The sequence below is a fragment of the Pseudomonas beijingensis genome, assembly GCF_030687295.1.
GTDB classification, from domain to species: Bacteria; Pseudomonadota; Gammaproteobacteria; order Pseudomonadales; family Pseudomonadaceae; genus Aquipseudomonas; species Aquipseudomonas beijingensis.
Window position 1 is genome coordinate 2,781,580 of sequence record NZ_CP117425.1, and the last position, 25,336, is coordinate 2,806,915.

Genomic DNA, 25,336 nt, shown 5'->3' on the forward strand with positions numbered 1-25,336 from the left:
TATGGTAGTTAAAGTCCTGGTGGTGGACGATTCGGGGTTTTTCCGTCGCCGTGTCTCGGAAATTCTTTCGGCGGACACGAGTATTCAGGTCGTCGGTACCGCGACTAATGGCAAAGAGGCGATCGATCAGGCCCTGGCACTCAAGCCGGACGTGATCACCATGGACTACGAGATGCCGATGATGGATGGCATCACGGCCGTGCGGCATATCATGCAGCGCTGCCCGACCCCGGTCTTGATGTTCTCGTCCCTGACCCACGAAGGCGCCCGGGTGACTCTCGATGCGCTGGACGCCGGGGCGGTGGATTTCCTGCCGAAGAATTTCGAAGACATTTCGCGCAACCCCGACAAGGTCCGGCAGTTGCTGTGCGAAAAGGTCCACAGCATTTCCCGCAGCAATCGCCGTGTCGGTGCCTACAGCGCACCGGCGCCAGCCCCGGTTGCGGCGCCAAGCCCGACGCCGACGGCATCGAGCAGCTTCAATCCGGCACCTGTACGCAGCGCCCCGGCCCCTGCGCCGACGCGTTCGGCACCTGCCAGTGCCTCGTCGCCGGCCCCCAAGCGCAAAGCCTACAAGCTGGTTGCCATCGGCACGTCCACGGGCGGCCCGGTGGCGCTGCAACGGGTCCTGACCCAGTTGCCGGCCAACTTCCCGGCTCCCATCGTGTTGATCCAGCACATGCCCGCGGCGTTTACCAAGGCGTTTGCCGAGCGTTTGGACAAGCTGTGCAACATCAACGTCAAGGAAGCCGAGGATGGCGACATCCTGCGTCCGGGCCTGGCCTTGCTGGCGCCGGGTGGCAAGCAGATGATGATCGACGGTCGCGGCGCGGTGAAAATCCTGCCGGGCGACGAGCGCCTGAACTACAAGCCTTGCGTGGATATTACCTTTGGTTCCGCGGCCAAGTCCTACGGTGACAAAGTTCTGGCGGTGGTGCTCACCGGCATGGGTGCCGACGGTCGCGAAGGCGCACGGCTGCTCAAGCAGGGCGGCAGTGCGATCTGGGCCCAGGACGAAGCCAGTTGCGTGATCTACGGCATGCCGATGGCGATCGTCAAAGCCGATCTTGCCGACGCAGTGTATGGGTTGGACGACATCGGTAGACACCTGGTTGAGGCCTGCCTGTAATGGATGTGCTCAGCCTGATTGGCATCATCATGGCGTTCGTCGCCATCATTGGCGGCAATTATCTGGAAGGCGGTCACCTGGGCGCGCTGGCCAACGGCCCGGCGGCGTTGATCGTGATCGGTGGCACCGTTGGCGCGGCGCTGCTGCAGTCTCCCATGAGCGCTTTCAAGCGGGCCATGCAGGTGCTGATCTGGATTCTGTTCCCGCCCCGTGTCGACCTTGCCGGTGGTATCGACCGCGTCGTGAACTGGAGCCTGACCGCTCGCAAGGAAGGCTTGCTGGGTCTGGAAGGGGTGGCTGACGCCGAACCTGACAGTTACTCGCGCAAAGGCCTGCAACTGCTGGTGGACGGCGCCGAGCCGGAGGCCATCCGCAGCATCCTGGAAGTGGATTTCTACACCCAGGAAAGCCGCGACATCGAAGCGGCCAAAGTCTTCGAAAGCATGGGCGGCTACGCGCCGACCATCGGCATCATCGGTGCCGTGATGGGCCTGATCCATGTGATGGGCAACCTGGCCGATCCGTCGCAACTGGGCAGCGGTATCGCCGTGGCGTTCGTCGCCACGATCTACGGCGTGGCGAGTGCCAACCTGGTGCTGCTGCCCATCGCGGCCAAGCTCAAGTCCATCGCGTTGCGTCAGTCGCGCTATCGCGAAATGTTGCTGGAAGGGATCCTGTCGATCGCCGAAGGTGAAAACCCGCGCTCCATTGAGTTGAAGCTCCAGGGCTTCATGGACTGATGGGGGGTATGGAACATGGCACGTCGCAGGCATCGTGAAGAACACGTCAACCATGAACGCTGGCTCGTTTCCTACGCCGACTTCATCACGCTGCTGTTCGCTTTTTTCGTGGTCATGTATTCGATTTCGTCGGTCAACGAAGGCAAGTACAAAGTCATTTCCGAGGCGTTGATCGGGGTCTTCACCGATTCCGACCGGGCCCTCAAGCCGATCCCTATCGGTGAGGAGCGGCCCAAGACCACCACGCCGGCCAAGCCCTTGGTCAAGGACAGCGAGCAGGTCGACGCCGGTATCGCCGGCAGCAGCGATCCGTTGAAGAGCATCGCCGACGACATCAGCGCGGCGTTCGGTGACCTGATCAGCTCCAACCAGATGACCGTGCGCGGCAACGAGCTGTGGGTCGAGATCGAACTCAATTCCAGCCTGTTGTTCGGCAGCGGCGACGCCATGCCCAGCGACATGGCGTTCAACATCATCGATAAGGTCGCGGCGATCCTCAAACCCTTCGACAACCCGATCCATGTCGAAGGCTTCACGGACGACCAGCCGATCCGTACCGCGCAATACCCGACCAACTGGGAACTGTCCTCGGCCCGTTCGGCGAGCATTGTGCGCATGCTGGCGATGCAGGGCGTGAACCCCGGTCGCCTGGCCTCGGTGGGCTACGGTGAGTTCCAGCCGGTGGCCAACAACGCCACGGCCGAGGGGCGTGCGCGCAACCGGCGGGTAGTGCTGGTGGTGTCGCGTAACCTCGATGTACGTCGTAGCCTGACCGGTACCGGTACGGCCAATGCAACCCCGGATGCGGCATTGAAGCGGGCTGGCACACAAACTGCACCGGCTCCGGTCAAGTCGCCGGGAAGACAGAGTGCCGTCAATTCTCCGTCACCCGCTTTATAACCGAGCTATTTCTCGGTCGAGCCTGTTTCGGCCGGGAGGAACGATCCGAATGAGAGTCTGGGCAGTCGCCAATCAAAAAGGTGGTGTGGGCAAGACCACATCTTCCATCGCTTTAGCCGGGTTGCTGGCCGAGGCGGGCAAGCGCGTGGTCATCGTCGACCTGGACCCCCATGGCTCGATGACCAGCTATTTCGGCTACGATCCCGATAGCCTGGAGCACAGCAACTTCGACCTGTTCCTGCACAAGGGCGTTGTGCCCGAGGGCCTGCCAGGGCAATTGCTGTTGTCCACCAGCGACGAGCGGATTTCCCTGTTGCCGTCGAGCACCGCCCTGGCCACCCTGGAGCGACAGTCACCCGGGCAGAGCGGCTTGGGCCTGGTGATCGCCAAGAGTCTGGCGCAGCTGTGGCAGGATTTCGATTACGCGATCATCGACAGCCCGCCGTTGCTGGGGCTGCTGATGGTCAATGCGTTGGCCGCCAGTCAGCAATTGGTGATTCCCGTGCAGACCGAGCATTTGGCGGTCAAGGGCCTGGAACGCATGGTCAATACACTGGCGATGGTCAATCGCTCGCGCAAACAGACACTGGCCTTCAACATCGTGCCGACACTGTTCGACCGTCGCACCCAGGCGTCCTTGGGGACCCTGCGTGTGTTGCGGGACATGTACCCGGAGGACATCTGGCAAGGCTATATCCCCGTCGACACCCGCCTGCGGGATGCCAGCCGCGCCGGTGTGACCCCTTCGCAATTCGATGGCAAGAGCCGTGGCGTGCTGGCCTACCGAGCACTACTCAAGCATCTGCTGGCCCAACAGCTTGTTTCGCAGCAGGTGGCTTAAGGTGACGAGGCTTTCCACTGGCAGTGTGTTCGCTTGCGAACGCTCAAGTCCTGCCGCATTCATGCCGATAACCTCTTCAAGTGGCGCACTGTTCCTATGAGCCGCCCAATAAAGACAACCTCGCGTCCGCAAATGGCCCTGCAGTCCTATCTGGATGGGCTGTTGCAGGAAGCGACCGAAGAATTGACACCACTGCCAAACGTGATCGAGGCGTTGCCCGAACATGTCGAAGCCGAGGGTGTGCTGGATGAATTTCAAGCGGCCGTGCTCGAAGAGCAGGCCCGTGACGCACAGAAGTCAGTGGTGGCCGCGGCGGTCGAGGCACCGTTCATCAAGCCTCAACTGGCGGTAATGGAGGCTTCTGCGCCGATCCTGGCGCCGGTCTCGACCGTTGCCCCGTTGCTGCAAGGGCTGGTGACGCCGGTGGTGGAAGTCCACTTGCCGCCGAGCAACCCACCGCCACCGGTGCCGGGCGACGACCGTCCGGCCTGGGCTGCCGAGCCGTTCGAGTGTTTGTTGTTCGATGTGGCCGGGTTGACCCTGGCGGTGCCGCTGGTGTGCCTGGGATCGATTTATTCCCTGGCCGGGCAGGAACTGACGCCGTTGTTCGGCCAGCCGGAATGGTTCCTCGGGATCCTGCCGAGCCAGGCGGGCAACCTGAAGGTACTGGATACGGCACGCTGGGTGATGCCGGACCGTTATCGCGATGATTTTCGCCAAGGCCTGCAGTACGTGATTTCGGTGCAAGGTTATGAGTGGGGGTTGGCGGTGCACCAGGTCAGCCGTTCGCTGCGCCTGGATCCGAACGAGATCAAGTGGCGCAGCCATCGAGGGCAACGGCCATGGCTGGCCGGTACGGTGATCGAGCACATGTGCGCCTTGCTGGACGTTTCCGAGCTGGCGGAGTTGATCGCCAGCGGCGGGGCAAAACACCTGGGCGGCAGCAAGAAGCCGGTCCAGAAACCGAAATAAGACAACCGCCGGCGCACAGCGTCGCCGGACAGAATACACGCCGCCACAGGCGGTTTTTCGAGGGGTCAGGGTATGAATGATAAGGCGTCGTCTCAAAAGGGTTCTGAAGATCCGATTCTGCAATGGGTGACCTTCAAGCTCGATAACGAAACCTACGGCCTCAACGTGATGCGCGTTCAGGAAGTGCTGCGCTATACCGAGATCGCTCCGGTACCGGGTGCACCCAGCTATGTGTTGGGCATCATTAACCTGCGCGGCAACGTGGTCACCGTGATCGACACCCGTCAGCGCTTCGGCCTGATGAACGCCGAGATCAGCGACAATACCCGGATCGTCATCATTGAGGCCGACAAGCAAGTGGTTGGCATCATGGTCGACAGCGTCGCCGAAGTGGTTTATCTGCGCCAGTCGGAAATCGAGACGGCGCCGAACGTGGGTAACGAAGACTCCGCCAAGTTTATTCAGGGCGTGTGCAACAAGAACAACGAGTTGCTGATTCTGGTTGAACTGGACAAGATGATGAGCGAAGAAGAGTGGTCGGAACTGGAGAGTATCTGATTTGATTCTTGAGGTAGCAGTCATTGTCCTGTTCCTTTTCTGGGCAGGCACGCTGGCGATGTTCTTGGCATACATACGTGGCCAGCGGCAGATCGCCGCTCAGCAGGCCCAGGGCGATGCGCTGCGCGATCAGCGCATCAAGGACCTGGCCAAGCGCGTCGACGATTACCAGAACGGCACCGTGCGCATGGGCGAAGCGCTCCATGAGCTGCGTGCTGTGGTCGCGCCGTTGCCGGATAAACTCGCCCAACTGGAACAGCGCGACCCCTCCAGCCTGTCCTTCGCCCAGGCCGCTCGCCTGGTGGGCATGGGCGCCAGCGTCGACGAACTGACCCAAGCCTGCGGCCTGACCCAGGCCGAGGCGGAGTTGATGAGCAAGCTGCATAAGGGCGGCTGATCGCTTTCATCCCGATCCAATTGTGGGAGCGAGCTTGCTCGCGATAGCGGTGTATCAGTCGATATCCATGTTGACTGACAGGGCCCCATCGCGAGCAAGCTCGCTCCCACAGGTTTTTCTGGTGCTTGCAGATTGATCATTCCAGCCAATGCACCGCCCCTGTGGCGAGGGAGCTTGCTCCCGCTGGCCTGCGCAGCAGGCCCCGGCATTCCTCCAGGCAGACCGTATCGCCCGTTTTTGCGGCTGCTGCGCAGCCGAGCGGGAGCAAGCTCCCTCGCCACGATTGCCCGCGCTTTGCCGCAGAGATCCCATGTGGGAGCGAGCTTGCTCGCGATAGCGGTATATCGGTCGATATTAATGTTGGCTGACAGGGCCCCATCGCGAGCAAGCTCGCTCCCACAGGTTTTTCTGGCGTTCACACACTGATCGTTCCAGCCAACACACCGCTCTTGTGGCTGTGATCAGTAATCATCGCCGCGGTCGGTCACATCCTTTTCGACGCTCGGCGCATTCGGGTCGTGGCCTTGGGGGAACTTGCCCTTGAGGTTCCAGGCAAACGCGATAATCTCGGCAATCGTGCGGTACAGCTCTTCCGGGATGCTGTCCCCCAATTCCATCCGTGCCAGCAGCTTCACCAGTTCGGCATTTTCATAGATCGGTACTTCACTGTCCCGGGCGATCCGCAGGATTTCCTCGGCCAGGGCGTCGTCGCCCTTGGCGGTGAGGGTCGGGGCGTGGTGGCCGTCGTACTTGAGGGCGATGGCCTGGCGGGGTTCGGTGTGGGTTGTCATGCGGTTTCGTCCACCCAGCGTTGTTCCAGGCGAGTCTTGGGGCCTTGGGGCGGGGTGCCGAGGTGGCAGTCCAGGTCGCCGACGTTCAGGCCACAGGTCACCAGGCGCTCGCGCAGTGCTGTCAGGTTGCTTTCGATCAGGCTCGCGGTGTACGGCCGTTCTGCCCACAATTGGCTGGACAGGCTGCCGCTGAGCAACTGGGCTTGAATCTGCAGCGGACCGAGCGGTTCCATATCAAACGCCAGCTCGACCCGCCAGAGCTGCTGTTTCGGCTCGCGTTCCTCTCGGCGTTCGTCGGGTTGTTCCCGGGGCGGGGTTTCCTCGCGCTGGAACTTGACCTGCAGCGGCACGATGTCCTGCAGGTTGCGCATCGGGATCTCCAACTGCCAGGTGCTCATCAACCGACCGTCGTCGGTCAGGCCGGTCTGTTCCAGGCTCGACAACTGATGGCTTTGCAGGCGCGACACGGCAGCGGCGGCCAGGCGCAGCAGGTGCTCCAGATCGCCTTCTTCGTTCTGCTCTTTCAGCAGGCGCGAGGGCAGCGGAAAACTGGTGGGTTGCGGCTTGGCGCTGACCTGACCGAGCATCCCCAAGGCACTACGGACGAAACTCGGCAGGGTCTGGGCCAGCGTATTGGCGGCAATGATGGCGCTGAGGTTGGTGGAGGCGGGCAGGGCCGGTGTCAGTTGGGCGATCAGTTTCAGCAGGTCGCCTTTCATGTCCGGCGCCAGGCTCGGTGGCTGTCCGGCGAGCAATTTGCTTTCCAGGAACACACCGCTGGCGACCATGGCCTGGGCCAAGCCCTTGGGCGTGCTCAGTTGCTGGACGTCCGGCAGGCCAGCCAGCAAGCGAGTCACCGCGGCACGCAGCTCGGCGCCAGTGTCATCGGTGACCGGCAGGTTTTGCAGGGCGGTGACCAGGCTGTCCAGGGAGCCCTGGCGGCTCACCTGGGTGACCAGTTGCTGGCTCACCGCCAGTTGCTCCTGGCGGTTGCTCAGGGGCACGAATTTCAACGTTTGGGCATCTTGCACCTGGGCGCTCAAGAGTGTGCCGATGCGCAGCGGTTGGGGGCTGTCGATGTCCAGGGTACTGCCGGCCTGGGCGGTATTGAGCAGGCTCACCAACGACCGATAGACCGCCGGCTGCCCGGGTAACGATGGCAACGCCTGGCTGGTCAACACCTTGCCTTGCAGCAACGTGCCGACCGGCATCTGCGCCGTGTCGATGCGCGTCAAGGTGGCGACGCTAGAGGCAACGGCCTGTTGCACGGCAATCGTCAGGTTGCTGGGGGACGGTTGGGTTACGGCCAGGCTGGTGCCCTGGGGCAATGGCTGGGTGCTGGTGGCTTGCACGGTGGTCTGGCGACCGCTCTCCAGGGTGACCTTGAGCAGTAGCTGGAAAGTCTGGTCGGCCTGCTTGAGCGACAGCACTTCGGCCTGGGCGGTCTGGCCGGGGCCGATCAGCCCTGCGGCCGGTGCCAGCAATTTAAGCAGCTCGCCCGTCACCGCTGGCATACGCGTCGTTGCCGTGGCCTGGGGCAGCGGCAGGATGTTGATGTCGCCTGTCATCTGCGGTCTTTACCCTGGGAAAATAAGCCCTCTTTAGAGTAGGGCATCACATGTATAATGCCGCCCGTCTTTCAGGGAGTGGCGAAAACCTTGCAATTGTTTGACGCAGCTCTGTGGAACAGGCCGTCAAAGCATCTATGCTGCACCTCTTTAACGGCCGCTGCACCGCCGACTTGAACCGTATAAGGCCCGCGATCCCTTGACCAGTCCTCTCTTGCAAACCGTTGGCCTCGCCTGTGAGCGAGACTTGCGGCTGCTTTTCGAAAATCTCGAATTGAGACTCTCGCCTGGCGACATGGTGCAGATCAGTGGTCCCAACGGCAGCGGCAAGACCAGCCTGCTGCGTCTGCTCGCCGGGTTGATGCAGCCCACTGCGGGCCAAGTGTTGCTCAATGGCCAGTCCTTGCACAGCCAGCGCAGCGAACTGGCCCGTAACCTGCTCTGGATCGGTCATGCCGCCGGGATCAAGGATTTGCTGACCCCCGAAGAAAACCTCAGTTGGCTCTGCGCGCTGCATACGCCCGCCGGGCGCGAGGCGATCTGGCAGGCGTTGGCGGCGGTTGGGCTGCGCGGCTTCGAGGATGTGCCGAGCCACACCCTGTCCGCCGGCCAGCAACGCCGCGTGGCCCTGGCGCGCCTGTATCTGGACAGCCCACCGCTGTGGATTCTTGACGAGCCGTTCACCGCCCTGGACAAGCAGGGCGTCGCGCAGCTCGAGGAACACCTGGCCCGGCACTGTGAAAACGGCGGCACGGTGCTCTTGACCACCCACCACACGCTGGCGCGGATGCCGTCCGGTTATCGCAACATCGATCTGGGGAACTGGGCCGTATGAGTGTGTTTGGCCTGTTGCTGGCCCGCGAGGCGCGCCTGCTCTTTCGTCGTCCGGCCGAATTGGCCAATCCGCTGGTGTTCTTCGCGATCGTCATCGCGTTGTTCCCATTGGCGGTCGGTCCGGAGACTCAATTGTTGCAAACCTTGTCCCCGGGACTGGTCTGGGTGGCTGCGCTTTTATCGGTCCTGCTCTCGCTGGACGGGCTTTTCCGCAGTGATTTCGAAGATGGTTCACTGGAACAGTGGGTCCTTTCGTCGCACCCCCTGGCCCTTCTGGTTTTGGCCAAGGTACTGGCACACTGGGTTTTTTCCGGGCTGGCACTGGTACTGCTCTCGCCGCTGCTGGCGATGATGCTGGGCTTGCCCGCCGCGTGCATGCCGGTGCTGCTGGTGTCGCTGCTGCTGGGCACGCCGGTGCTGAGCCTGCTCGGTGCGGTGGGCGCGGCGTTGACGGTGGGCTTGAAGCGCGGTGGCCTGTTGTTGGCGCTGCTGATCCTGCCCTTGTATATCCCGGTGCTGATCCTGGGCAGTGGTGCCTTGCAAGCGGCGTTGCAAGGCATGCCCGCGACCGGTTATCTGCTGTGGTGGCTTGGGAGCCTGACCGCCCTGGCGATAACCCTGACACCCTTTGCAATAGCCGCTGGCCTGAAGATCAGCGTCGGCGAATAATAATGAGGCCTGGTCAAGAATTGACCACTTCTGCGGAAGTTAAGGCAGACCTGGCGGCTCGTGATGACGAGCCGCAACCGTGATGGAAACTGCAATGAACTGGACCTGGTTTCATAAGCTCGGCTCACCCAAGTGGTTCTATGGCATCAGCGGCAAGATGCTGCCCTGGTTGAGCGTCGCCGCCCTGTTGCTGATCGGCACCGGCCTGGTCTGGGGCCTGGCTTTCGCGCCGCCGGATTACCAGCAGGGCAACAGCTTCCGCATCATCTATATCCATGTGCCCACGGCGATGCTGGCCCAGTCGGTCTACGTGATGTTGGCGATCTGCGGCGTGGTCGGGCTGGTGTGGAAGATGAAGCTGGCCGACGTGGCCCTGCAATGCGCCGCGCCCATCGGCGCCTGGATGACCGCCGTGGCGCTGGTCACCGGGGCCATCTGGGGCAAGCCGACCTGGGGTTCGTGGTGGGTCTGGGATGCGCGACTGACGTCGATGCTGATCCTGCTGTTCCTGTACTTCGGTCTTATTGCGCTGGGCAACGCCATCAGCAATCGTGACAGTGCCGCCAAGGCCTGCGCGGTGCTGGCGATTGTCGGCGTGATCAACATCCCGATCATCAAGTACTCGGTGGAGTGGTGGAACACCCTGCACCAGGGCGCGACGTTCACCCTCACCGAAAAACCGGCGATGCCCGTCGAAATGTGGCTGCCGCTGTTGCTGACGGTGCTGGGCTTCTACTGTTTCTTCGGCACGGTGCTATTGCTGCGCATGCGCCTGGAAGTGCTCAAGCGCGAGTCCCGGGCCAGTTGGGTGAAGGCCGAAGTGCAGAACAGCCTGGAGGCCGCTCGATGAGTTTCGCTTCATTCGGCGATTTCCTCGCCATGGGCCATCATGGCCTGTATGTCTGGTCCGCCTATGGCATTTGCCTGGCGGTGCTGGGCCTCAACGTGGCGGTGCCGATCCTGGCCCGCAAGCGGTATCTGCAACAAGAGGCGCGTCGTCTGCGCCGGGAGAACGGTCAGTGAATCCGCTTCGCAAAAAACGTCTTGTCATCATTCTGGCGATCCTGGTGGGTGTCGGTGCCGCGGTCGCCCTGGCCCTGAGCGCCCTGCAGCAGAACATCAATCTGTTCTACACCCCGACCCAGATCGCCAACGGCGAAGCGCCGAAAGACACGCGTATCCGCGCTGGCGGCATGGTGGAAAAAGGCTCGCTGGTGCGTTCCGGGGATTCGCTGGACGTTAAATTCAATGTCACCGACTTCAGCAAGACCGTGACCATCACCTATCGCGGCATCCTCCCGGACCTGTTCCGCGAAGGGCAGGGCATCGTCGCCCTGGGCAAGCTCAACGCCGATGGCGTGGTGGTGGCCGACGAAGTGCTGGCCAAGCACGACGAAAAATACATGCCGCCGGAAGTGACCAAGGCCTTGAAAGACAGCGGCCAGTCGGCGCCCGCTCCCGTGAAGGAGGGCTGATCGATGACTACCGGCATCTTTATTCCCGAGTTGGGCCACCTGGCGATGATCCTGGCCCTGTGTTTCTCCCTGGTACAGGCCGTGGTGCCTTTGCTCGGGGCCTGGCGCGGCGACCGCTTGTGGATGAGCCTGGCCCAGCCGGCGGCGTGGGGGCAGTTCGCCTTCATGCTGTTCGCCTTTGGTTGCCTGACCTATGCGTTCATGGCCGACGACTTTTCCGTGGAGTACGTCGCCAGCAACTCCAACAGCGCCTTGCCCTGGTACTACAAGTTCAGCGCCGTGTGGGGCGCCCACGAAGGCTCGCTGTTGCTTTGGGCGTTGATCCTTGCCGGCTGGACCTTCGCGGTCTCGGTGTTTTCCCGGCAGTTGCCTCAGGTGATGCTGGCCCGTGTGCTGGCGGTGATGGGCATGATCAGCACCGGTTTCCTGCTGTTCCTGATCGTCACGTCCAACCCGTTCAAGCGCATCCTGCCGCAGATGCCGATGGATGGTCGCGACCTCAACCCATTGCTGCAAGACATCGGCCTGATCGTTCACCCGCCGATGCTCTACATGGGCTACGTCGGTTTTTCCGTGGCCTTCGCCTTCGCCATCGCTGCGTTGCTTGGCGGTCGCCTCGACGCCGCGTGGGCACGCTGGTCGCGCCCGTGGACCATCGTCGCCTGGGCCTTCCTCGGCATCGGCATCACCCTCGGTTCGTGGTGGGCCTACTACGAACTCGGTTGGGGCGGCTGGTGGTTCTGGGACCCGGTGGAAAACGCCTCGTTCATGCCCTGGTTGGTGGGCACGGCGCTGATCCACTCCCTGGCCGTCACGGAAAAGCGCGGGGTGTTCAAGAGCTGGACCGTGCTGCTGGCCATCGCGGCGTTCTCCCTGAGCCTGCTGGGAACGTTCCTGGTGCGTTCCGGCGTGCTGACCTCGGTGCATGCCTTCGCCTCGGACCCTGAGCGTGGGGTGTTCATCCTGATGTTCCTGCTGTTCGTCGTCGGTGGTTCGCTGACGCTGTTCGCCCTGCGTGCGCCGGTGGTCAAGAGCCAGGTCGGCTTCAACCTCTGGTCACGGGAAACCCTGCTGCTGGGCAACAACCTGGTGCTGGTGGTGGCCGCGTCGATGATCCTGCTGGGGACGTTGTACCCGCTGGTGCTCGATGCGCTGTCCGGCGCCAAGCTGTCAGTCGGCCCGCCGTACTTCAACGCGTTGTTCATCCCGCTGATGGCGATCCTGATGGTGGTGATGGCCATCGGTATGCTGGTGCGCTGGAAAGACACTCCGGTCAAGTGGCTGCTGGGCATGTTGACCCCGGTGCTGCTGGGCACGGCCGCCCTGGCCGTGGTGGCCGGCGTGGCCTATGGCGACTTCAACTGGGCGGTGCTGGCGACGTTCGTGCTGGCGGCCTGGGTGTTGCTGGCCGGTGTCCGGGACATCTTCGACAAGACCCGCCACAAAGGCCTGATCAAAGGCCTGCCGACCCTGACCCGCAGTTACTGGGGCATGCAGATCGCTCACCTGGGCATCGCTGTCTGCGCGTTGGGCGTGGTGCTGTCCAGCCAGAACAGCGCCGAGCGTGACCTGCGCCTGGCGCCGGGCGAGTCCATGGACCTGGGGGGCTACCAGTTCGTGTTCGAGGGCGCCAAACATTTCGAGGGGCCGAATTTCACGTCCGACAAGGGCACCGTACGGGTCATTCGCAACGGTCAGGAAATCACCGTACTGCATCCGGAAAAACGCCTCTACACCGTGCAGAACTCGGTCATGACCGAAGCCGGGATCGATGCCGGTTTCACCCGCGACCTCTACGTGGCGCTGGGCGAATCCCTGGGTGATGGCGCGTGGGCGGTGCGGGTCCACGTCAAGCCGTTCGTGCGCTGGATCTGGTTCGGTGGCTTGCTCACCGGCCTGGGTGGGATGCTGGCGGCGCTGGATCGGCGTTATCGAGTCAAGGTGAAAAACCGGGTGCGTGAAGCCCTGGGCGTGACGGGAGCCACTGCATGAAACGTTGGTTGATGGTGTTGCCGCTGGCGCTGTTCCTGTTGATGGCGGTGTTTTTGTACCGGGGGCTGTATTTGAACCCGAGCGAATTGCCTTCGGCGATGATCGGCAAGCCGTTCCCGGAGTTTTCCCTGCCCTCGGTGCAAGGTGACAAGACCCTGACCCGCGCCGACCTGCTGGGCAAGCCGGCGCTGGTCAACGTATGGGGCACCTGGTGCATCTCCTGCCGGGTCGAGCACCCGGTGCTGAACAAGCTGGCCCAGAACGGCGTGGTGATTTACGGCGTCAATTACAAGGACGTCAATGCCGATGCCTTGAAGTGGCTGGCCGAGTTCCACAATCCGTATCAATTGGACATTCGTGACGAAGACGGCTCCCTGGGCCTGAATCTGGGCGTTTATGGCGCACCGGAAACCTTCTTCATCGATGCCAAGGGCGTGATCCGCGACAAGTTCGTCGGTGTGATCGACGAACAGGTCTGGCGCGAGAAGTTGGCCGCCAAGTACCAGGCCCTGGTGGACGAGGCCAAGCCATGAAGCGCTGGTTAGCCGCCGCCATCCTCGGTTTGAGCCTGGTCGGTGTGGCGCAGGCCGCCATCGACACCTACGAATTTGCCAACGATGGCGAGCGCGAGCGGTTTCGCGAACTGACCAAGGAACTGCGCTGCCCCAAGTGCCAGAACCAGGACATCGCCGACTCCAACGCCCCGATTGCCGCCGACCTGCGCAAGGAAATCTTTCGCATGCTCGGCGAGGGCAAGGACAACCAGCAGATCATCGACTTCATGGTCGATCGCTACGGTGAGTTCGTGCGCTACAACCCCGCCCTGTCCTCCAAGACCGCGCTGCTCTGGTTCGGCCCCGCCGGGCTGTTGCTTGGTGGTTTCGTGCTCATCGCGGTGATCGTCCGTCGGCGCCGGGTCCAGCGCACGGCCGCCCCGGACACGCTTTCTGTCGAAGAGCGCCAGCGCCTCGACCAACTGTTGGATAAAACCAAGCATGATTGATTTCTGGCTCGCCGCAGGTCTGCTTCTTCTGGTTGCCCTGAGTTTTCTGTTGATCCCTGTACTGCGTGGTCGTCGCGCTCAACGCGAGGAGGACCGCACCGCGCTTAACGTGGCGCTGTACCAGGAACGTGTCGCCGAGTTGCAGGCCGAGCGGGAGGAGGGCGTGCTCAACGCCGCGCAACTGGACACCGGTCGCGCCGAAGCCGCCCGTGAGCTGCTCGCCGACACCGAGGGCGCCGATGTGCCGCGCGAGTCCCGGTTGGGCAAGCCGTTGCCGTTGCTCGCCGCCGTGCTGGTGCCAGTGTTGGGCCTGGCGCTGTACCTGCATTTCGGTGCCAGTGACAAGGTCGAACTGACCCGTGAATTCGCCCAGGCGCCGCAGTCGATGGAAGAGATGACCCTGCGCCTGGAGCGCGCGGTGGCGGCGCAGCCGGATAATGCCGAGGGCCTATATTTTCTCGGCCGCACCTACATGGCCCAGGATCGCCCGGCGGATGCGGCGAAGATCTTCGAACGCACCGTGGCGGTCGCCGGTCGCCAACCGGAACTGCTGGGCCAGTGGGCCCAGGCGCAGTATTTCGCCGATGGCAAGAAATGGTCGGATAAAGTCCAGGCCTTGACCGACGAAGCGCTGAAGCTCGATTCGAAGGAAGTCACCAGCCTCGGTCTGTTGGGCATCGCCGCGTTTGAAGGCGAGCGCTATCAGGACGCGATCGATTACTGGGGGCGCTTGCTCGCGCAACTGCCGGAAGGTGACAAATCCCGTGAGGCGCTGCAGGGCGGCATTACCCGTGCCACCGAGAAGCTGCAAGCCAGCGGCGGCAAAGTCGCCCAGGCCCCGGTGGCCAAGACCGGAGCCCTGCTCAAGGTCCGCGTCGACCTGGCGCCGGCCCTCAAGGCCAAGGTGCAGCCGGGCGACAGCGTGTTCATCTTCGCCCGCGCCGTTTCCGGTCCGCCGGCACCGTTGGCCGCCAAACGCCTGACGGTGGCCGATCTGCCAGTCACGGTAGAACTGAGCGACGCGGACGCCATGATGCCGCAGTTGAAACTGTCGAACTTCCCCGAAGTCCAACTGATGGCGCGTATCTCCCGGGGCCGGTCAGCCGACCGCGGGTGAGTGGATCGGCCGCAGCCAGCCCCTGGCGAGCAGCACCACGGCGCAACAGCAATTGACCATCGACAGCCCGGACAAATAACAGGAATTCGCACCATGACCGCCATCGCTCGTATCACCCTGCTCACGCTCGTCATGGGCCTGAGCGCTTGTGCGGTCCAGCGTCCGCCGGAGCCTTCGGCGCCGCTGCCACCCATTCCACCGTCGACCCCGACCACCAAGCCGACCCCGTCCACCCCGCCAGGCAAGCCGGTCATCCCGAACAAACCGTCCAAGCCGCTGCCGCGCACCTCCGCCAGTTTCGCCCCGCCACCGGGGGGCAACAGCCATTGGGACGCCAAGCTGGGGGTCTATGTGCTGGACAACCAGACGAACACGTTCTATCGCCAGCGGACCTATTACCGCTGGAACAACGGTTGGAGCCGTTCCGTCAGCCCGAATGGCCCATGGGGAAGACACCACCATCGAAGGCGTACCGGCAGGCTTGGGGCGGCAATTCCACTAAGCACAGGCCCCTGGAGCCAGAGGGCATCCGTGGGAGCAAAGCTTGCTCGCGATAAAGGCGATGCGGTCTTTCAGAAATCGAGGCGCCTGTTTCGCGAGCAAGCTTTGCTCCCACAGATAAATCCTTTTGCCACACTGGCGTTCGGCTCAACTTCATCAACCGGCCGGGCTTTTTTGTGTTTCCGGATATTCTTTGAACGAAATTTTCACTAAATCTTGCGGACAATCCCCCGCGCTCATATCGCCGCCGGTTATTTAATGGCAATGCCATAGCCGTTCGTGCAACATTTGCGCACTCGCGCAAGCCCCGGGCCAGGCTTTGGCCAATAGAGGGCGCGCCGTTGTTTCTCTTTTGTCACTTAACTCCAATAGGGTCCTTAAACGACATGGCAATCCCGGACGCCCTGAGTCAGCAGCGCACTACGCATCGCCTGCTGCAACCGACCGTCAAATCGCACCTGGCCTACACGTTGCTTTGTGCCCTGGTGATGATGGTCATGTTAAGCCTGGTGCGCGTGGCGCTGCTGGTCTACAACCGCGAGATGATTCTCGACACCCCGGCCTCGACGTTCGTTGAAGCATTCGCCAACGGCCTGCGCTTCGACTTGCGCCTGGTGGTCTACCTCTGCATCCCGTTGCTGCTGGCGTTGTTCAGCGCAAGGGCCATGGCGGCCCGCGGTTTTTTTCGTTTCTGGCTGACCGTCACCTCCAGCATCGCGCTGTTCCTCGGCTTGATGGAGATGGACTTCTATCGTGAATTCCACCAGCGCCTCAACGGCCTGGTCTTCCAGTATGTCAAGGAAGACCCGAAAACCGTGATGAGCATGCTCTGGTACGGTTTCCCGGTGGTGCGCTACCTGCTGGCCTGGGTCGGCGGCACCCTCATCCTCGCCCTGGCGTTCAAGGGCGCCGACCGCGCCACTCGTCCCCGTGGGCCGTTCAGTGGCGGCACTATCGGCACCCGGCAGATCGCGCCGTGGTACGGGCGTGTCGCGGTGTTCATGGTTTGCCTGCTGGTGGCCGTGGCCGCTGCGCGCGGCACCCTGCGTCAAGGTCCGCCGCTGCGTTGGGGGGACGTCTACACCACCGATTCGAACTTCGCCAACCAGTTGGGCCTCAATGGCACGTTGTCGCTGGTGGCGGCGGCCAAGAGTCGGATGTCCGAAGACCGTGACAACATCTGGAAAGCGACCCTCGAGCAACCGCTGGCACAGCAGACCGTGCGTGACATGCTGGTGATGCCTGACGACAAACTCGTGGACACCGAGACAGCCGCCGTGCGCCGCGACTACACGCCGCCGGCGGACAAGACCCTGCCGATCAAGAACGTGGTCGTGATCCTCATGGAAAGCATGGCCGGTCACTCGGTGGGCGCCCTGGGCGCGCCGGGCAACATCACGCCTTACCTGGACAAACTGTCCAAGGAAGGCCTGCTGTTCGACCGTTTCTTCTCCAACGGCACCCACACCCACCAGGGCATGTTCGCCACCATGGCGTGCTTCCCGAACCTGCCGGGTTTCGAATACCTGATGCAGACGCCGGAGGGCAGCCACAAGCTGTCGGGCTTGCCGCAACTGCTCAGCGCCCGTGACTACGACGATGTGTATGTCTACAACGGCGATTTCGCCTGGGACAACCAGTCGGGGTTCTTCAGCAGCCAGGGCATGACCAACTTCATCGGGCGTAACGACTTCGTGAACCCGGTGTTTTCCGATCCGACCTGGGGCGTGTCCGACCAGGACATGTTCGACCGTGGCCTGATCGAGCTCAAGGCGCGGGAGAACGGCAAGCCGTTCTATGCCTTGTTGCAAACCCTGTCCAACCACACGCCCTATGCGTTGCCGACACCATTGCCGGTGGAGCCGGTCACCGACCGTGGCAGCCTGAACGAACACTTGACGGCCATGCGCTACGCCGACTGGGCGCTGGGCCAGTTCTTCGAGAAAGCCCGCAAGGAGCCTTACTTCAAGGAAACCCTGTTCGTGGTGGTGGGTGACCATGGCTTTGGCAATGAGCGCCAGATCACCGAAATGGACCTGGGCCGTTTCAACGTGCCGATGCTGTTGATCGGCCCGGGCATCCAGGAAAAATTCGGCCAGCGCAGCCACACCGTGGGTACCCAGGTCGACATCGTGCCGACCATCATGGGCCGCCTTGGTGGGCAGGTACGGAACCAGTGCTGGGGCCGGGACCTGTTGAACCTGCCGGAAGGCGACACCGGTTTTGGCGTGATCAAGCCGTCGGGCAGTGAACAGACGACGGCGATCATTCGCGACGACAAAATCCTGGTCCTGCCGAAGGAAAAGGAAATGCCGCCGAAGATGTACCGCTATGAACTGGGCACCAACCCCCATGCGCAAATCATCCCGGATGCGCCGGACACTGCCGAGATGAAACTCAAGCTCGAATCGTTCCTGCAAACCGCGACCAAAAGCCTGCTGGATAACACCGCCGGCGTCGTTGACGGCAAGCCGGACTGATAAACGGCGAGCATAAAAAAGAGGCCTGCAAAGGCCTCTTTTTTTTTGCGCTTACTTAGTGGTTTATATCTTGCCCAGTAATAGCAGGACCAACAGCACCACCAACACTACACCAATGATACCGGACGGACCGTAACCCCAACTTCTGGAGTGCGGGAAGACCGGAAGACCACCGATCAGCAGGAGGATCAGGATGATGATAAGTATTGTGCCCATTGTAGATTTCCTTATTGGTCAGTTTTGGAGTGATGCAACTTCCAACTACCAGCACGCATGCGTTAAATCCGGGCGGCTTCATATGTCCGACCGTAACGTCCGGTAAAAAATTCAAAGTTTTTATAGCGTCTGCGGTTTGCCCTTGCCATTCAGCAATCTGATGGAGCGTGGGTCCGGCAGGCGCCTTCGCTACACTCGGCCTATCTCTCCCGGAACAAGGCTGTTTGCTATGCAAAATCGCATGATGATCACTGGCGCCGGCTCCGGCCTGGGTCGCGAAATCGCGCTGCGCTGGGCCCGCGAGGGCTGGCAGCTGGCCTTATCGGATGTCAGCGAGCCAGGCCTTGTGGAAACGCTCAAGTTGGTGCGCGTTGCCGGTGGCGACGGCTTCATCCAGCGTTGTGATGTGCGCGACTACAGCCAATTGACGGCGTTTGCCCAGGCTTGCGAAGAAAAACTCGGCGGCATCGATGTCATCGTCAACAACGCCGGCGTTGCCTCGGGCGGGTTTTTCAGTGAACTCTCCCTGGAGGATTGGGACTGGCAGATTGCGATCAACCTGATGGGCGTGGTCAAGGGTTGCAAGGCGTTCCTGCCGCTGCTGGAAAAAAGCCGCGGCAAGATCATCAACATCGCCTCCATGGCCGCCTTGATGCAGGGGCCGGCCATGAGCAACTACAACGTGGCCAAGGCGGGCGTCGTGGCGTTGTCGGAAAGCCTGCTGGTGGAACTCGCGCAGCAGGAAGTCGGCGTACACGTGGTATGCCCGTCGTTCTTCCAGACCAATCTGCTGGACTCCTTCCGTGGCCCGACCCCGGCCATGAAAGCCCAGGTGGGCAAGTTGCTGGAAAGCTCACCGATCAGCGCCGCCGACATTGCCGACTACATTTATCAGCAGGTCGCCGAGGGTCAGTTCATGATCCTGCCCCATGAACAGGGGCGCATGGCGTGGGCCCTCAAGCAGAAAAACCCACAATTGCTGTACGACGAAATGACTGCCATGGCCGACAAGATGCGCGCCAAGGCCCGGCAGAACCTGAATTGACCTGGCTGCTCGATGTCCTCAGGATGGCGCCATTCGGCCTTCCTGATGGACATCTGCATGCTCAATTACCTGTGGTTTTTTCTCGCCGCGCTGTTTGAAATCGCCGGGTGCTACGCCTTCTGGATGTGGCTGCGCCAGGGCAAGAGCGCCTGGTGGATCGCCCCGGCGTTGCTCAGCCTGACGTTGTTCGCCCTGTTGCTGACCCGCATCGAAGCAACGTACGCCGGGCGCGCCTACGCCGCCTATGGCGGTATCTATATCATTGCCTCGATCGGCTGGCTGGCCGTGGTGGAGCGGGTCCGGCCACTGGGTTCCGACTGGGTTGGCGTGGCGCTTTGCGTGTTGGGGGCGAGCGTGATTCTATTCGGCCCGCGGTTCTCGGCGTCCTGAAATAACCTACGCTCCGGCAGGGTTTTGCAGGAAGTTTCCTTCAGTCGCAAGAACTTTGCTTGTAGGGCCTTACTGAATTCTCGCCGGTGTCTTGAGAACGGAAAGCAGGCCGGGCATGGTCAGGGTCCAGACATTCTTAAGGACAAGAACCATGCTCGTATTAAGCCGCGCTGTGGGTGAGTTGATTTCCATCGGTGACGATATTTCCGTCCGTGTGCTGTCGGTCAGCGGCACCACCGTGCGTTTTGGCGTGGAAGCGCCACGGCACGTCGATGTCCATCGCTCCGAAATCTATGAAAAGATCCAGAGGAAAAAGGCCCACGCCGCCCGCAAGGCGTGTTCAGTCGAATAGGTGCTTGGGCACGTCGTGCTTGAGCATCAGTTGGCACTGTTCGCTTTCGGGGTCGAAGACAATCAGCGCCTGGCCTTTGGTCAGCGCTTGCCGGACCCGTAGAACCCGCGTTTCCAGGGGCGTGTCGTCACCGTTGTCGGTGCCGTCGCGGGTCACGAAATCCTCGATCAGGCGAGTGAGCGTGTCGACTTCGAGTTGGTCGTGGGGGATGAGCATGGGGTACCTCGGCTAGACAATGGGGCGATGCTACGGCCAATGGGCTTTTGCGGCTAGCCTGGGTTTTGCGGTTGTTTGTCCGGGCCTCATCGCGAGCAAGCTCGCTCCCACACGGCTTCAGTGGAGCCCTGTGGGAGCGAGCTTGCTCGCGATGGCGATATTCCAGGCAGTGAAAGGCTGGATCAGCTATCCGACCGCTGCCCCACCAGGCTATCCACCGACGGCACCCGGGTATCGCTTTCCATCTGTGCATCGTGCTCGATCTGGTGACTGAAGCGGTCCAGGGAGCCTTGGGCCGGTTGCGCGTCGCTGGCGAATACCGGTGGGCTGAGGATGTAGGCGCCGAGCAGGCGGCTGAGGGCGGCCAGACTGTCGATGTGGGTGCGTTCGTAGCCATGGGTGGCGTCGCAGCCGAAGGCGAGCAGGGCGGTACGGATATCGTGGCCGGCGGTGATGGCCGAATGCGCGTCGCTGAAGTAGTAGCGGAACAGGTCGCGGCGTGCCGAGATGTCGTTTTCCTTGGCCAGTTTCAGCAAGTGCCGCGACAGGTGATAGTCGTAGGGGCCTCCGGAGTCCTGCATCGCCACGCTGACTGAATGCTCGCTCGAGTGCTGGCCGGGGGCGACGGGTGCGATATCGATGCCGACGAATTCGCTGACGTCCCAGGGCAGCGCGGCCGCGGCGCCGCTGCCGGTTTCCTCGGTGATGGTGAACAGCGGGTGACAATCGATCAGCAGCTCTTCGCCGCTGTCGACAATCGCCTTGAGCGCCGCCAGCAGCGCCGCGACCCCGGCCTTGTCGTCCAGGTGCCGGGCGCTGATGTGGCCGCTTTCGGTGAATTCCGGCAGGGGATCGAAAGCGACGTAATCGCCGATGCCCACCCCCAGGGTTTCGCAATCGGCACGGGTGGCGCAATAGGCGTCCAGGCGCAATTCGATGTGGTCCCAACTGATGGGCATTTCATCCACTGCGGTGTTGAACGCGTGCCCGGACGCCATCAATGGCAGCACGCTGCCACGAATCACGCCGGTGTCGGTGAACAGGCTGACCCGACTGCCTTCGGCAAACCGGCTGGACCAGCAACCCACCGGGGCCAAGGTCAGGCGCCCGTTGTCCTTGATGGCCCGCACTGCGGCGCCGATGGTATCCAAGTGTGCCGACACGGCCCGGTCGGGGCTGCTCTTGCGGCCCTTGAGCGTGGCGCGGATCGTGCCGCGACGGGTCATTTCGAACGCGATACCCAGCTCCTCGAGCCGCTCGGCGACGTAGCGCACGATAGTGTCGGTAAAGCCGGTCGGGCTGGGAATGGCGAGCATTTCCAGCAGGACTTTCTGCAGGTATTCGAGATCCGGTTCTGGAATTTTACTGATCATGGAAACTCCTGATGGTTGAGCACATCGATGGTTTCGATGAGTGTGTCCGACTGTTGAGTGACGGTGCCTGAACAGGCCTCATCGCGAGCAAGCTCGCTCCCACAGAGGTCCTGCGGTGAACACAGAATTTGTAGACACCAGCAATCCCATGTGGGAGCGAGCTTGCTCGCGATGGGGCCAGATCAGGCACTGCATCTCTACTAGGCCACCGCCTGGCTATGGGGAAACAACAAATCCACAAAACGCTCGGCGGTGGGCTGGGGTTCGTGGTTGGCCAGGCCGGCGCGTTCGTTGGCTTCGATGAACACGTACTCGGGCTGATCGGCCGCTGGCACCAGCAGGTCGAGGCCGACCATGGGAATGTCCAGCGCCCGCGCGGCGCGCACCGCCGCATCGACGAGGGTCGGATGCAGGATGGCGGTGACATCCTCCAGCACGCCGCCGGTATGCAGGTTCGCCGTCCGCCGGACGAACAGGTGTTCCCCGGCAGGCAGCACGCTGTCGTAGTCGAAGCCCGCCGCGTTAAGTGTGCGCAGGGTCTCGGCATCCATCGGGATCTTGCTTTCGCCGCCCGTGGCGGCCTGCCGTCGGCGGCTCTGGGCTTCGATCAACGCGCCAATGGTGTGCCGACCGTCGCCGATCACCTCCGCCGGACGCCGGATCGCCGCTGCCACCACTTCAAAGCCGATCACCAGGATGCGCAGGTCCAGCCCTTCGTGGAAGCTTTCCAGCAACACCTGGCTATCGAACTGCCGAGCCGTTTCGATGGCGCTCTGCACTTCCTCGATGGTGCGCAGATCCACCGCCACGCCTTGGCCCTGTTCCCCGTCCAGCGGCTTGACCACCACCCGTTCGTGCTCATCGAGGAACGCCAGATTGTCATCGGCATTGCCCACCAACTGTTGGGCCGGCAGGTTCAGGCCGGCGTTTTTCAACACCTTGTGGGTCAGGCTTTTGTTCTGGCACAAGGTCATGCTGATGGCGCTGGTCAGGTCGCTCAAGGATTCGCGGCAGCGCACCGGCGGCTGCCATGGACCAGGGTGAACAAGCCGGCCTCGGCATCGTCCACCTGCACTTCGATGCCTCGACGGTGAGCTTCTTCGACAATGATCCGCGCATAAGGATTGAACTGCGCCTCGGGTCCCGGCCCGAGGAACAACGGCTGGTTGATGCCGTTCTTGCGTTTGATGGCGAAGGTCGAGAGGTTGCGAAAGCCGAGTTTGGCGTAGAGGTTTTTCGCCTGGCGATTGTCATGCAGCACCGACAGGTCGAGGTAACTCAAGCCACGGCTCATGAAATGCTCGATGAGGTGACGCACCAGCACTTCGCCCACGCCGGGCCGTGGGCATTGCGGGTCGACGGCCAGGCACCAGAAGGCTGCTGCCGTTCTCCGGGTCGTTGAAGGCCTTCTGATGATTCAGGCCCATGACGCTGCCGATCACCGCACCGGTGTCGTCGTCTTCGGCCAGCCAGTAGACCGGCCCGCCCTCGTGACGCGGGGTCAGTCGCAGCGGGTCGATGGGTAGCATGCCCCGGGCCTGGTAGAGCTGGTTGATGGCCTGCCAGTCGGTCTCGCTTTGGGCCCGGCGAATCCGGAAACCGCGAAACACCCGGGTGGACTGGCGATAGTCGCTGAACCACAGGCGCAAGGTGTCGGACGGATCGAGGAACAGTTGCGCCGGCTCCAACCCCAGCACTTGCTGGGGCGCGGCCACGTACAAGGCAATGTCGCGTTCACCGGGTTGTTCGTTGAGCAGTTCCTGGGCCAGGCTCGCCGGGTCCGGGAAGGTGTGGCCGATCAGCAATCGGCCCCAGCCGCAATGCACCGCGATCGGGTCGGCGCCCAATTCGCTGCCGTCTTCGGCCAGGCGTGCCTGCAGGCGTTCGTAGGAGGGCGCCTGGCCACGCAAGAGGCGTTGATTGTGAACGGTTGCATGAGGTTTCATCGATCAGATTCCTTGCTCGCTGAGCCACAGGTTCAGCGCGGCCAGTTGCCACAGCCGCGAACCGCGCAACGGCGTGAGCTGGCCGTTGGGGTCGGTGAGCAGGCGGTCGAGCATGGCCGGGTTGAACAGGCCGCGATCCTGGCTCGGATCCAGCAGCAGCTCGCGAACCCAGGCGAGGGTGTCGCCTTCCAGGTGCTTGAGGCCCGGCACCGGGAAATAGCCTTTCTTGCGGTCGATCACCTCGCTGGGGATCACCCGTCGGGCGGCTTCCTTGAGCACCTGCTTGCCACCATCGGGCAGCTTGAACTTCGCCGGAACCCGGGCCGAAAGCTCCACCAGGCGGTAGTCGAGGAACGGCGTGCGTGCTTCCAGGCCCCAGGCCATGGTCATGTTGTCGACGCGCTTGACCGGGTCATCCACCAGCATCACGGTGCTGTCCAGGCGCAGGGCCTTGTCTACCGCGGCATCGGCCCCAGGCTGGGCGAAATGTTCCTTGACGAAGTCGCCGGCCGCGTCATTGGCCGTCAGCCAGTTGGGCTGCACGGTAGCGGCATATTCTTCATAGCTGCGGTCGAAGAACGCAGCGCGATAAGCCGCGTAAGGATCGCTGGCGCCATCGACCTGCGGGTACCAGTGGTAACCGGCGAACAGCTCGTCGGCGCCCTGGCCGCTTTGCACGACTTTGCAATGCTTGGCCACTTCCCGCGACAGCAGGTAGAAGGCGATGCAGTCGTGGCTGACCATCGGCTCGCTCATGGCGCGGAACGCCGCGGGCAGTTGCTCGATGATCTCTTTTTCGTCGATGCGCAGTTGGTGGTGGCGGGTGCCGTAGTGCTTGGCGATCAGGTCCGAATACTGGAACTCGTCACCGCGCTCGCCGCCGGCATCCTGGAAACCGATGGAGAACGTGGACAGGTCTTCCACGCCCACCTCCCGCAACAGACCGACCAACATGCTTGAATCGACGCCGCCGGACAGCAGCACGCCGACATCCACGGCGGCGCGCTGACGAATGGCGACGGCTTCACGGGTGCTGTCGAGCACGCGGTCGATCCAGTCTTCCAGGTTCAGGTGCTGTTCGTCGGCCCGAGGGCCGTAGGGCAGGGTCCACCAGGTTTTCTGCTCGGTGGTGCCGTCGGCTTCGATGCGCATCCAGGTGGCGGGCGGCAGTTTTTCAACACCGGCCAGCAAGGTGCGGGGCGCCGGGACCACCGCGTGGAAATTCAGGTAATGGTTGAGGGCCACCGGGTCGAGCATCGGGTTGATGTCGCCGCCCTTGAGCAGCGCCGGCAATGCCGAGGCGAAGCGTAGCCGCTGGCCAGTACGCGAAAGGTACAGCGGCTTGACACCGAGGCGGTCGCGGGCGATGAACAGCCGCTTGGCGTCACGCTCCCAGATGGCGAACGCGAACATGCCGTTGAGCTTGGGCAGCAGCGCTTCGCCCCAGGCGTGGTAGCCCTTGAGCAGTACTTCGGTGTCGCCACCGGAATAGAAGGTGTAGCCCAGGGCTTCGAGCTCGGCGCGCAGTTCCGGGTAGTTGTAGATCGCGCCGTTGAAGGCCAGGGACAGGCCCAGTTGGTTGTCGATCATCGGTTGAGCCGAGCCGTCCGACAGGTCCATGATTTTCAGGCGCCGATGGCCCAGGGCAATCGGCCCCTGGCTATGAAAACCCCAGGCATCAGGGCCGCGAGGGGCCAAGTGATGGGTGATTCGCTCTACGGCCGCAAGGTCCGCAGGTTGTTGATCGAAACGTAACTCTCCAGCTAATCCGCACATAAGTCCTTACCGGTTTTTCCGTTGGGGAGGGGTCAAGCAACGCAGGCCGAAATGG

25 protein-coding genes and 3 pseudogenes are annotated in these 25,336 nt (G+C 62.4%); 21 read left to right on the plus strand and 7 right to left on the minus strand.

Translation table 11 applies throughout. The features are described from left to right. Window position 1 precedes the first annotated feature (1 nt). From PSH84_RS12620 to PSH84_RS12650, 7 genes are all read left to right on the plus strand, one after another. The gene (locus tag PSH84_RS12620; protein ID WP_122568998.1) at window positions 2-1,129 is read left to right on the plus strand and encodes a protein-glutamate methylesterase/protein-glutamine glutaminase; all 1,128 of its coding nucleotides are present in this window, start codon (window positions 2-4) and stop codon (window positions 1,127-1,129) included. Continuing rightward, a complete protein-coding gene (locus tag PSH84_RS12625; RefSeq protein ID WP_122568997.1) occupies window positions 1,129-1,869 on the plus strand; it encodes a flagellar motor protein in 741 nt (246 codons plus the stop codon). The genes PSH84_RS12620 and PSH84_RS12625 overlap by 1 nt, the downstream gene beginning before the upstream one ends. Before the next feature lie 15 nt (window positions 1,870-1,884). Further along, window positions 1,885-2,769, plus strand: coding sequence for a flagellar motor protein MotD (gene motD / locus PSH84_RS12630; RefSeq protein ID WP_060738632.1), 885 nt, complete (start codon window positions 1,885-1,887; stop codon window positions 2,767-2,769). 49 nt (window positions 2,770-2,818) lie between these two features. Then, window positions 2,819-3,610: a ParA family protein gene (locus PSH84_RS12635; RefSeq protein WP_122568995.1), complete on the plus strand. Its 792-nt coding sequence runs from the start codon at window positions 2,819-2,821 to the stop codon at window positions 3,608-3,610. Window positions 3,611-3,706: 96 nt separating this feature from the next. Next, window positions 3,707-4,582, plus strand: coding sequence for a CheW domain-containing protein (locus PSH84_RS12640; protein ID WP_122568994.1), 876 nt, complete (start codon window positions 3,707-3,709; stop codon window positions 4,580-4,582). A 72-nt stretch (window positions 4,583-4,654) separates the two neighbouring features. Beyond that, window positions 4,655-5,140: a chemotaxis protein CheW gene (locus tag PSH84_RS12645; protein WP_305483019.1), complete on the plus strand. Its 486-nt coding sequence runs from the start codon at window positions 4,655-4,657 to the stop codon at window positions 5,138-5,140. Between the two features lies 1 nt (window position 5,141). Next, the gene (locus PSH84_RS12650) at window positions 5,142-5,537 is read left to right on the plus strand and encodes a DUF2802 domain-containing protein (protein ID WP_003183966.1); all 396 of its coding nucleotides are present in this window, start codon (window positions 5,142-5,144) and stop codon (window positions 5,535-5,537) included. Window positions 5,538-5,998: 461 nt separating this feature from the next. On the opposite strand, the gene PSH84_RS12655 is transcribed toward PSH84_RS12650, so the two are convergent. Both PSH84_RS12655 and fliK read right to left on the minus strand, forming a co-directional pair. Next, window positions 5,999-6,328: an EscU/YscU/HrcU family type III secretion system export apparatus switch protein gene (locus PSH84_RS12655; protein WP_122568993.1), complete on the minus strand. Its 330-nt coding sequence runs from the start codon at window positions 6,326-6,328 to the stop codon at window positions 5,999-6,001. Further along, window positions 6,325-7,896, minus strand: a complete 1,572-nt coding sequence (gene fliK, locus PSH84_RS12660; RefSeq protein WP_305470261.1) for a flagellar hook-length control protein FliK — start codon at window positions 7,894-7,896, stop codon at window positions 6,325-6,327. The genes PSH84_RS12655 and fliK overlap by 4 nt, the downstream gene beginning before the upstream one ends. A 199-nt stretch (window positions 7,897-8,095) precedes the next feature. Here fliK and ccmA point away from each other — a divergent pair, with 199 nt between their 5' ends. The 11 genes and pseudogenes from ccmA to PSH84_RS12715 all read left to right on the plus strand — a co-directional run bounded on the left by ccmA (window position 8,096) and on the right by PSH84_RS12715 (window position 17,967). Beyond that, window positions 8,096-8,731 carry a cytochrome c biogenesis heme-transporting ATPase CcmA gene (gene ccmA / locus PSH84_RS12665; RefSeq protein ID WP_305470263.1) on the plus strand — a complete coding sequence of 212 codons (636 nt, stop codon included), beginning with the start codon at window positions 8,096-8,098 and terminating at the stop codon, window positions 8,729-8,731. Then, the gene (gene ccmB, locus PSH84_RS12670; protein ID WP_305483020.1) at window positions 8,728-9,399 is read left to right on the plus strand and encodes a heme exporter protein CcmB; all 672 of its coding nucleotides are present in this window, start codon (window positions 8,728-8,730) and stop codon (window positions 9,397-9,399) included. Before ccmA ends, ccmB begins: the two co-directional genes overlap by 4 nt. A 94-nt stretch (window positions 9,400-9,493) precedes the next feature. Then, window positions 9,494-10,249: a heme ABC transporter permease gene (locus tag PSH84_RS12675; RefSeq protein WP_122568990.1), complete on the plus strand. Its 756-nt coding sequence runs from the start codon at window positions 9,494-9,496 to the stop codon at window positions 10,247-10,249. Then, window positions 10,246-10,422 carry a heme exporter protein CcmD gene (gene ccmD / locus PSH84_RS12680; RefSeq protein ID WP_122568989.1) on the plus strand — a complete coding sequence of 59 codons (177 nt, stop codon included), beginning with the start codon at window positions 10,246-10,248 and terminating at the stop codon, window positions 10,420-10,422. The genes PSH84_RS12675 and ccmD overlap by 4 nt, the downstream gene beginning before the upstream one ends. Beyond that, a complete protein-coding gene (gene ccmE / locus PSH84_RS12685; RefSeq protein WP_057448504.1) occupies window positions 10,419-10,874 on the plus strand; it encodes a cytochrome c maturation protein CcmE in 456 nt (151 codons plus the stop codon). Before ccmD ends, ccmE begins: the two co-directional genes overlap by 4 nt. Before the next feature lie 3 nt (window positions 10,875-10,877). Further along, on the plus strand, window positions 10,878-12,866 hold the full coding sequence (locus tag PSH84_RS12690; protein WP_122568988.1) for a heme lyase CcmF/NrfE family subunit: 1,989 nt from the start codon (window positions 10,878-10,880) through the stop codon (window positions 12,864-12,866). Beyond that, window positions 12,863-13,399, plus strand: a complete 537-nt coding sequence (locus tag PSH84_RS12695) for a DsbE family thiol:disulfide interchange protein (protein WP_072408483.1) — start codon at window positions 12,863-12,865, stop codon at window positions 13,397-13,399. Before PSH84_RS12690 ends, PSH84_RS12695 begins: the two co-directional genes overlap by 4 nt. Further along, complete coding sequence (locus tag PSH84_RS12700; RefSeq protein WP_122568987.1) at window positions 13,396-13,869, plus strand: cytochrome c-type biogenesis protein; 474 nt, start codon at window positions 13,396-13,398, stop codon at window positions 13,867-13,869. The genes PSH84_RS12695 and PSH84_RS12700 overlap by 4 nt, the downstream gene beginning before the upstream one ends. Further along, window positions 13,862-15,065, plus strand: a pseudogene (gene ccmI, locus PSH84_RS12705) (c-type cytochrome biogenesis protein CcmI). The gene PSH84_RS12700 and the pseudogene ccmI overlap by 8 nt, the downstream one beginning before the upstream one ends. Window positions 15,066-15,079: 14 nt before the next feature. Further along, window positions 15,080-15,488 (plus strand): annotated as a pseudogene (locus PSH84_RS12710) (hypothetical protein). 385 nt (window positions 15,489-15,873) lie between these two features. Continuing rightward, the gene (locus tag PSH84_RS12715) at window positions 15,874-17,967 is read left to right on the plus strand and encodes an LTA synthase family protein (RefSeq protein ID WP_122568984.1); all 2,094 of its coding nucleotides are present in this window, start codon (window positions 15,874-15,876) and stop codon (window positions 17,965-17,967) included. A 63-nt stretch (window positions 17,968-18,030) separates the two neighbouring features. On the opposite strand, the gene PSH84_RS12720 is transcribed toward PSH84_RS12715, so the two are convergent. Next, window positions 18,031-18,183, minus strand: a complete 153-nt coding sequence (locus PSH84_RS12720) for a DUF3309 family protein (RefSeq protein WP_003183939.1) — start codon at window positions 18,181-18,183, stop codon at window positions 18,031-18,033. Window positions 18,184-18,412: 229 nt separating this feature from the next. Here PSH84_RS12720 and PSH84_RS12725 point away from each other — a divergent pair, with 229 nt between their 5' ends. The 3 genes from PSH84_RS12725 (at window position 18,413) to csrA (ending at window position 19,970) form a co-directional block, all read left to right on the plus strand. Beyond that, window positions 18,413-19,228, plus strand: a complete 816-nt coding sequence (locus PSH84_RS12725) for an SDR family oxidoreductase (protein ID WP_305470267.1) — start codon at window positions 18,413-18,415, stop codon at window positions 19,226-19,228. 57 nt (window positions 19,229-19,285) lie between these two features. Then, the gene (locus tag PSH84_RS12730; RefSeq protein WP_122569070.1) at window positions 19,286-19,618 is read left to right on the plus strand and encodes a YnfA family protein; all 333 of its coding nucleotides are present in this window, start codon (window positions 19,286-19,288) and stop codon (window positions 19,616-19,618) included. A 151-nt stretch (window positions 19,619-19,769) separates the two neighbouring features. Then, a complete protein-coding gene (gene csrA, locus PSH84_RS12735; RefSeq protein WP_060738615.1) occupies window positions 19,770-19,970 on the plus strand; it encodes a carbon storage regulator CsrA in 201 nt (66 codons plus the stop codon). Here csrA and PSH84_RS12740 read toward each other — a convergent pair. The 4 genes and pseudogenes from PSH84_RS12740 to PSH84_RS12755 all read right to left on the minus strand — a co-directional run bounded on the left by PSH84_RS12740 (window position 19,959) and on the right by PSH84_RS12755 (window position 25,281). Next, window positions 19,959-20,186: a YheU family protein gene (locus PSH84_RS12740; RefSeq protein ID WP_003199186.1), complete on the minus strand. Its 228-nt coding sequence runs from the start codon at window positions 20,184-20,186 to the stop codon at window positions 19,959-19,961. The genes csrA and PSH84_RS12740 overlap by 12 nt on opposite strands. A 182-nt stretch (window positions 20,187-20,368) precedes the next feature. Then, window positions 20,369-21,559 (minus strand): osmoprotectant NAGGN system M42 family peptidase, encoded by a 1,191-nt coding sequence (locus PSH84_RS12745; RefSeq protein ID WP_060738614.1) that lies wholly within the window; start codon window positions 21,557-21,559, stop codon window positions 20,369-20,371. A 200-nt stretch (window positions 21,560-21,759) separates the two neighbouring features. Continuing rightward, a pseudogene (gene ngg / locus PSH84_RS12750) lies at window positions 21,760-23,505 on the minus strand (N-acetylglutaminylglutamine synthetase). 3 nt (window positions 23,506-23,508) lie between these two features. Then, on the minus strand, window positions 23,509-25,281 hold the full coding sequence (locus PSH84_RS12755) for an N-acetylglutaminylglutamine amidotransferase (RefSeq protein WP_305470269.1): 1,773 nt from the start codon (window positions 25,279-25,281) through the stop codon (window positions 23,509-23,511). Between the last annotated feature and the right edge of the window lie 55 nt (window positions 25,282-25,336).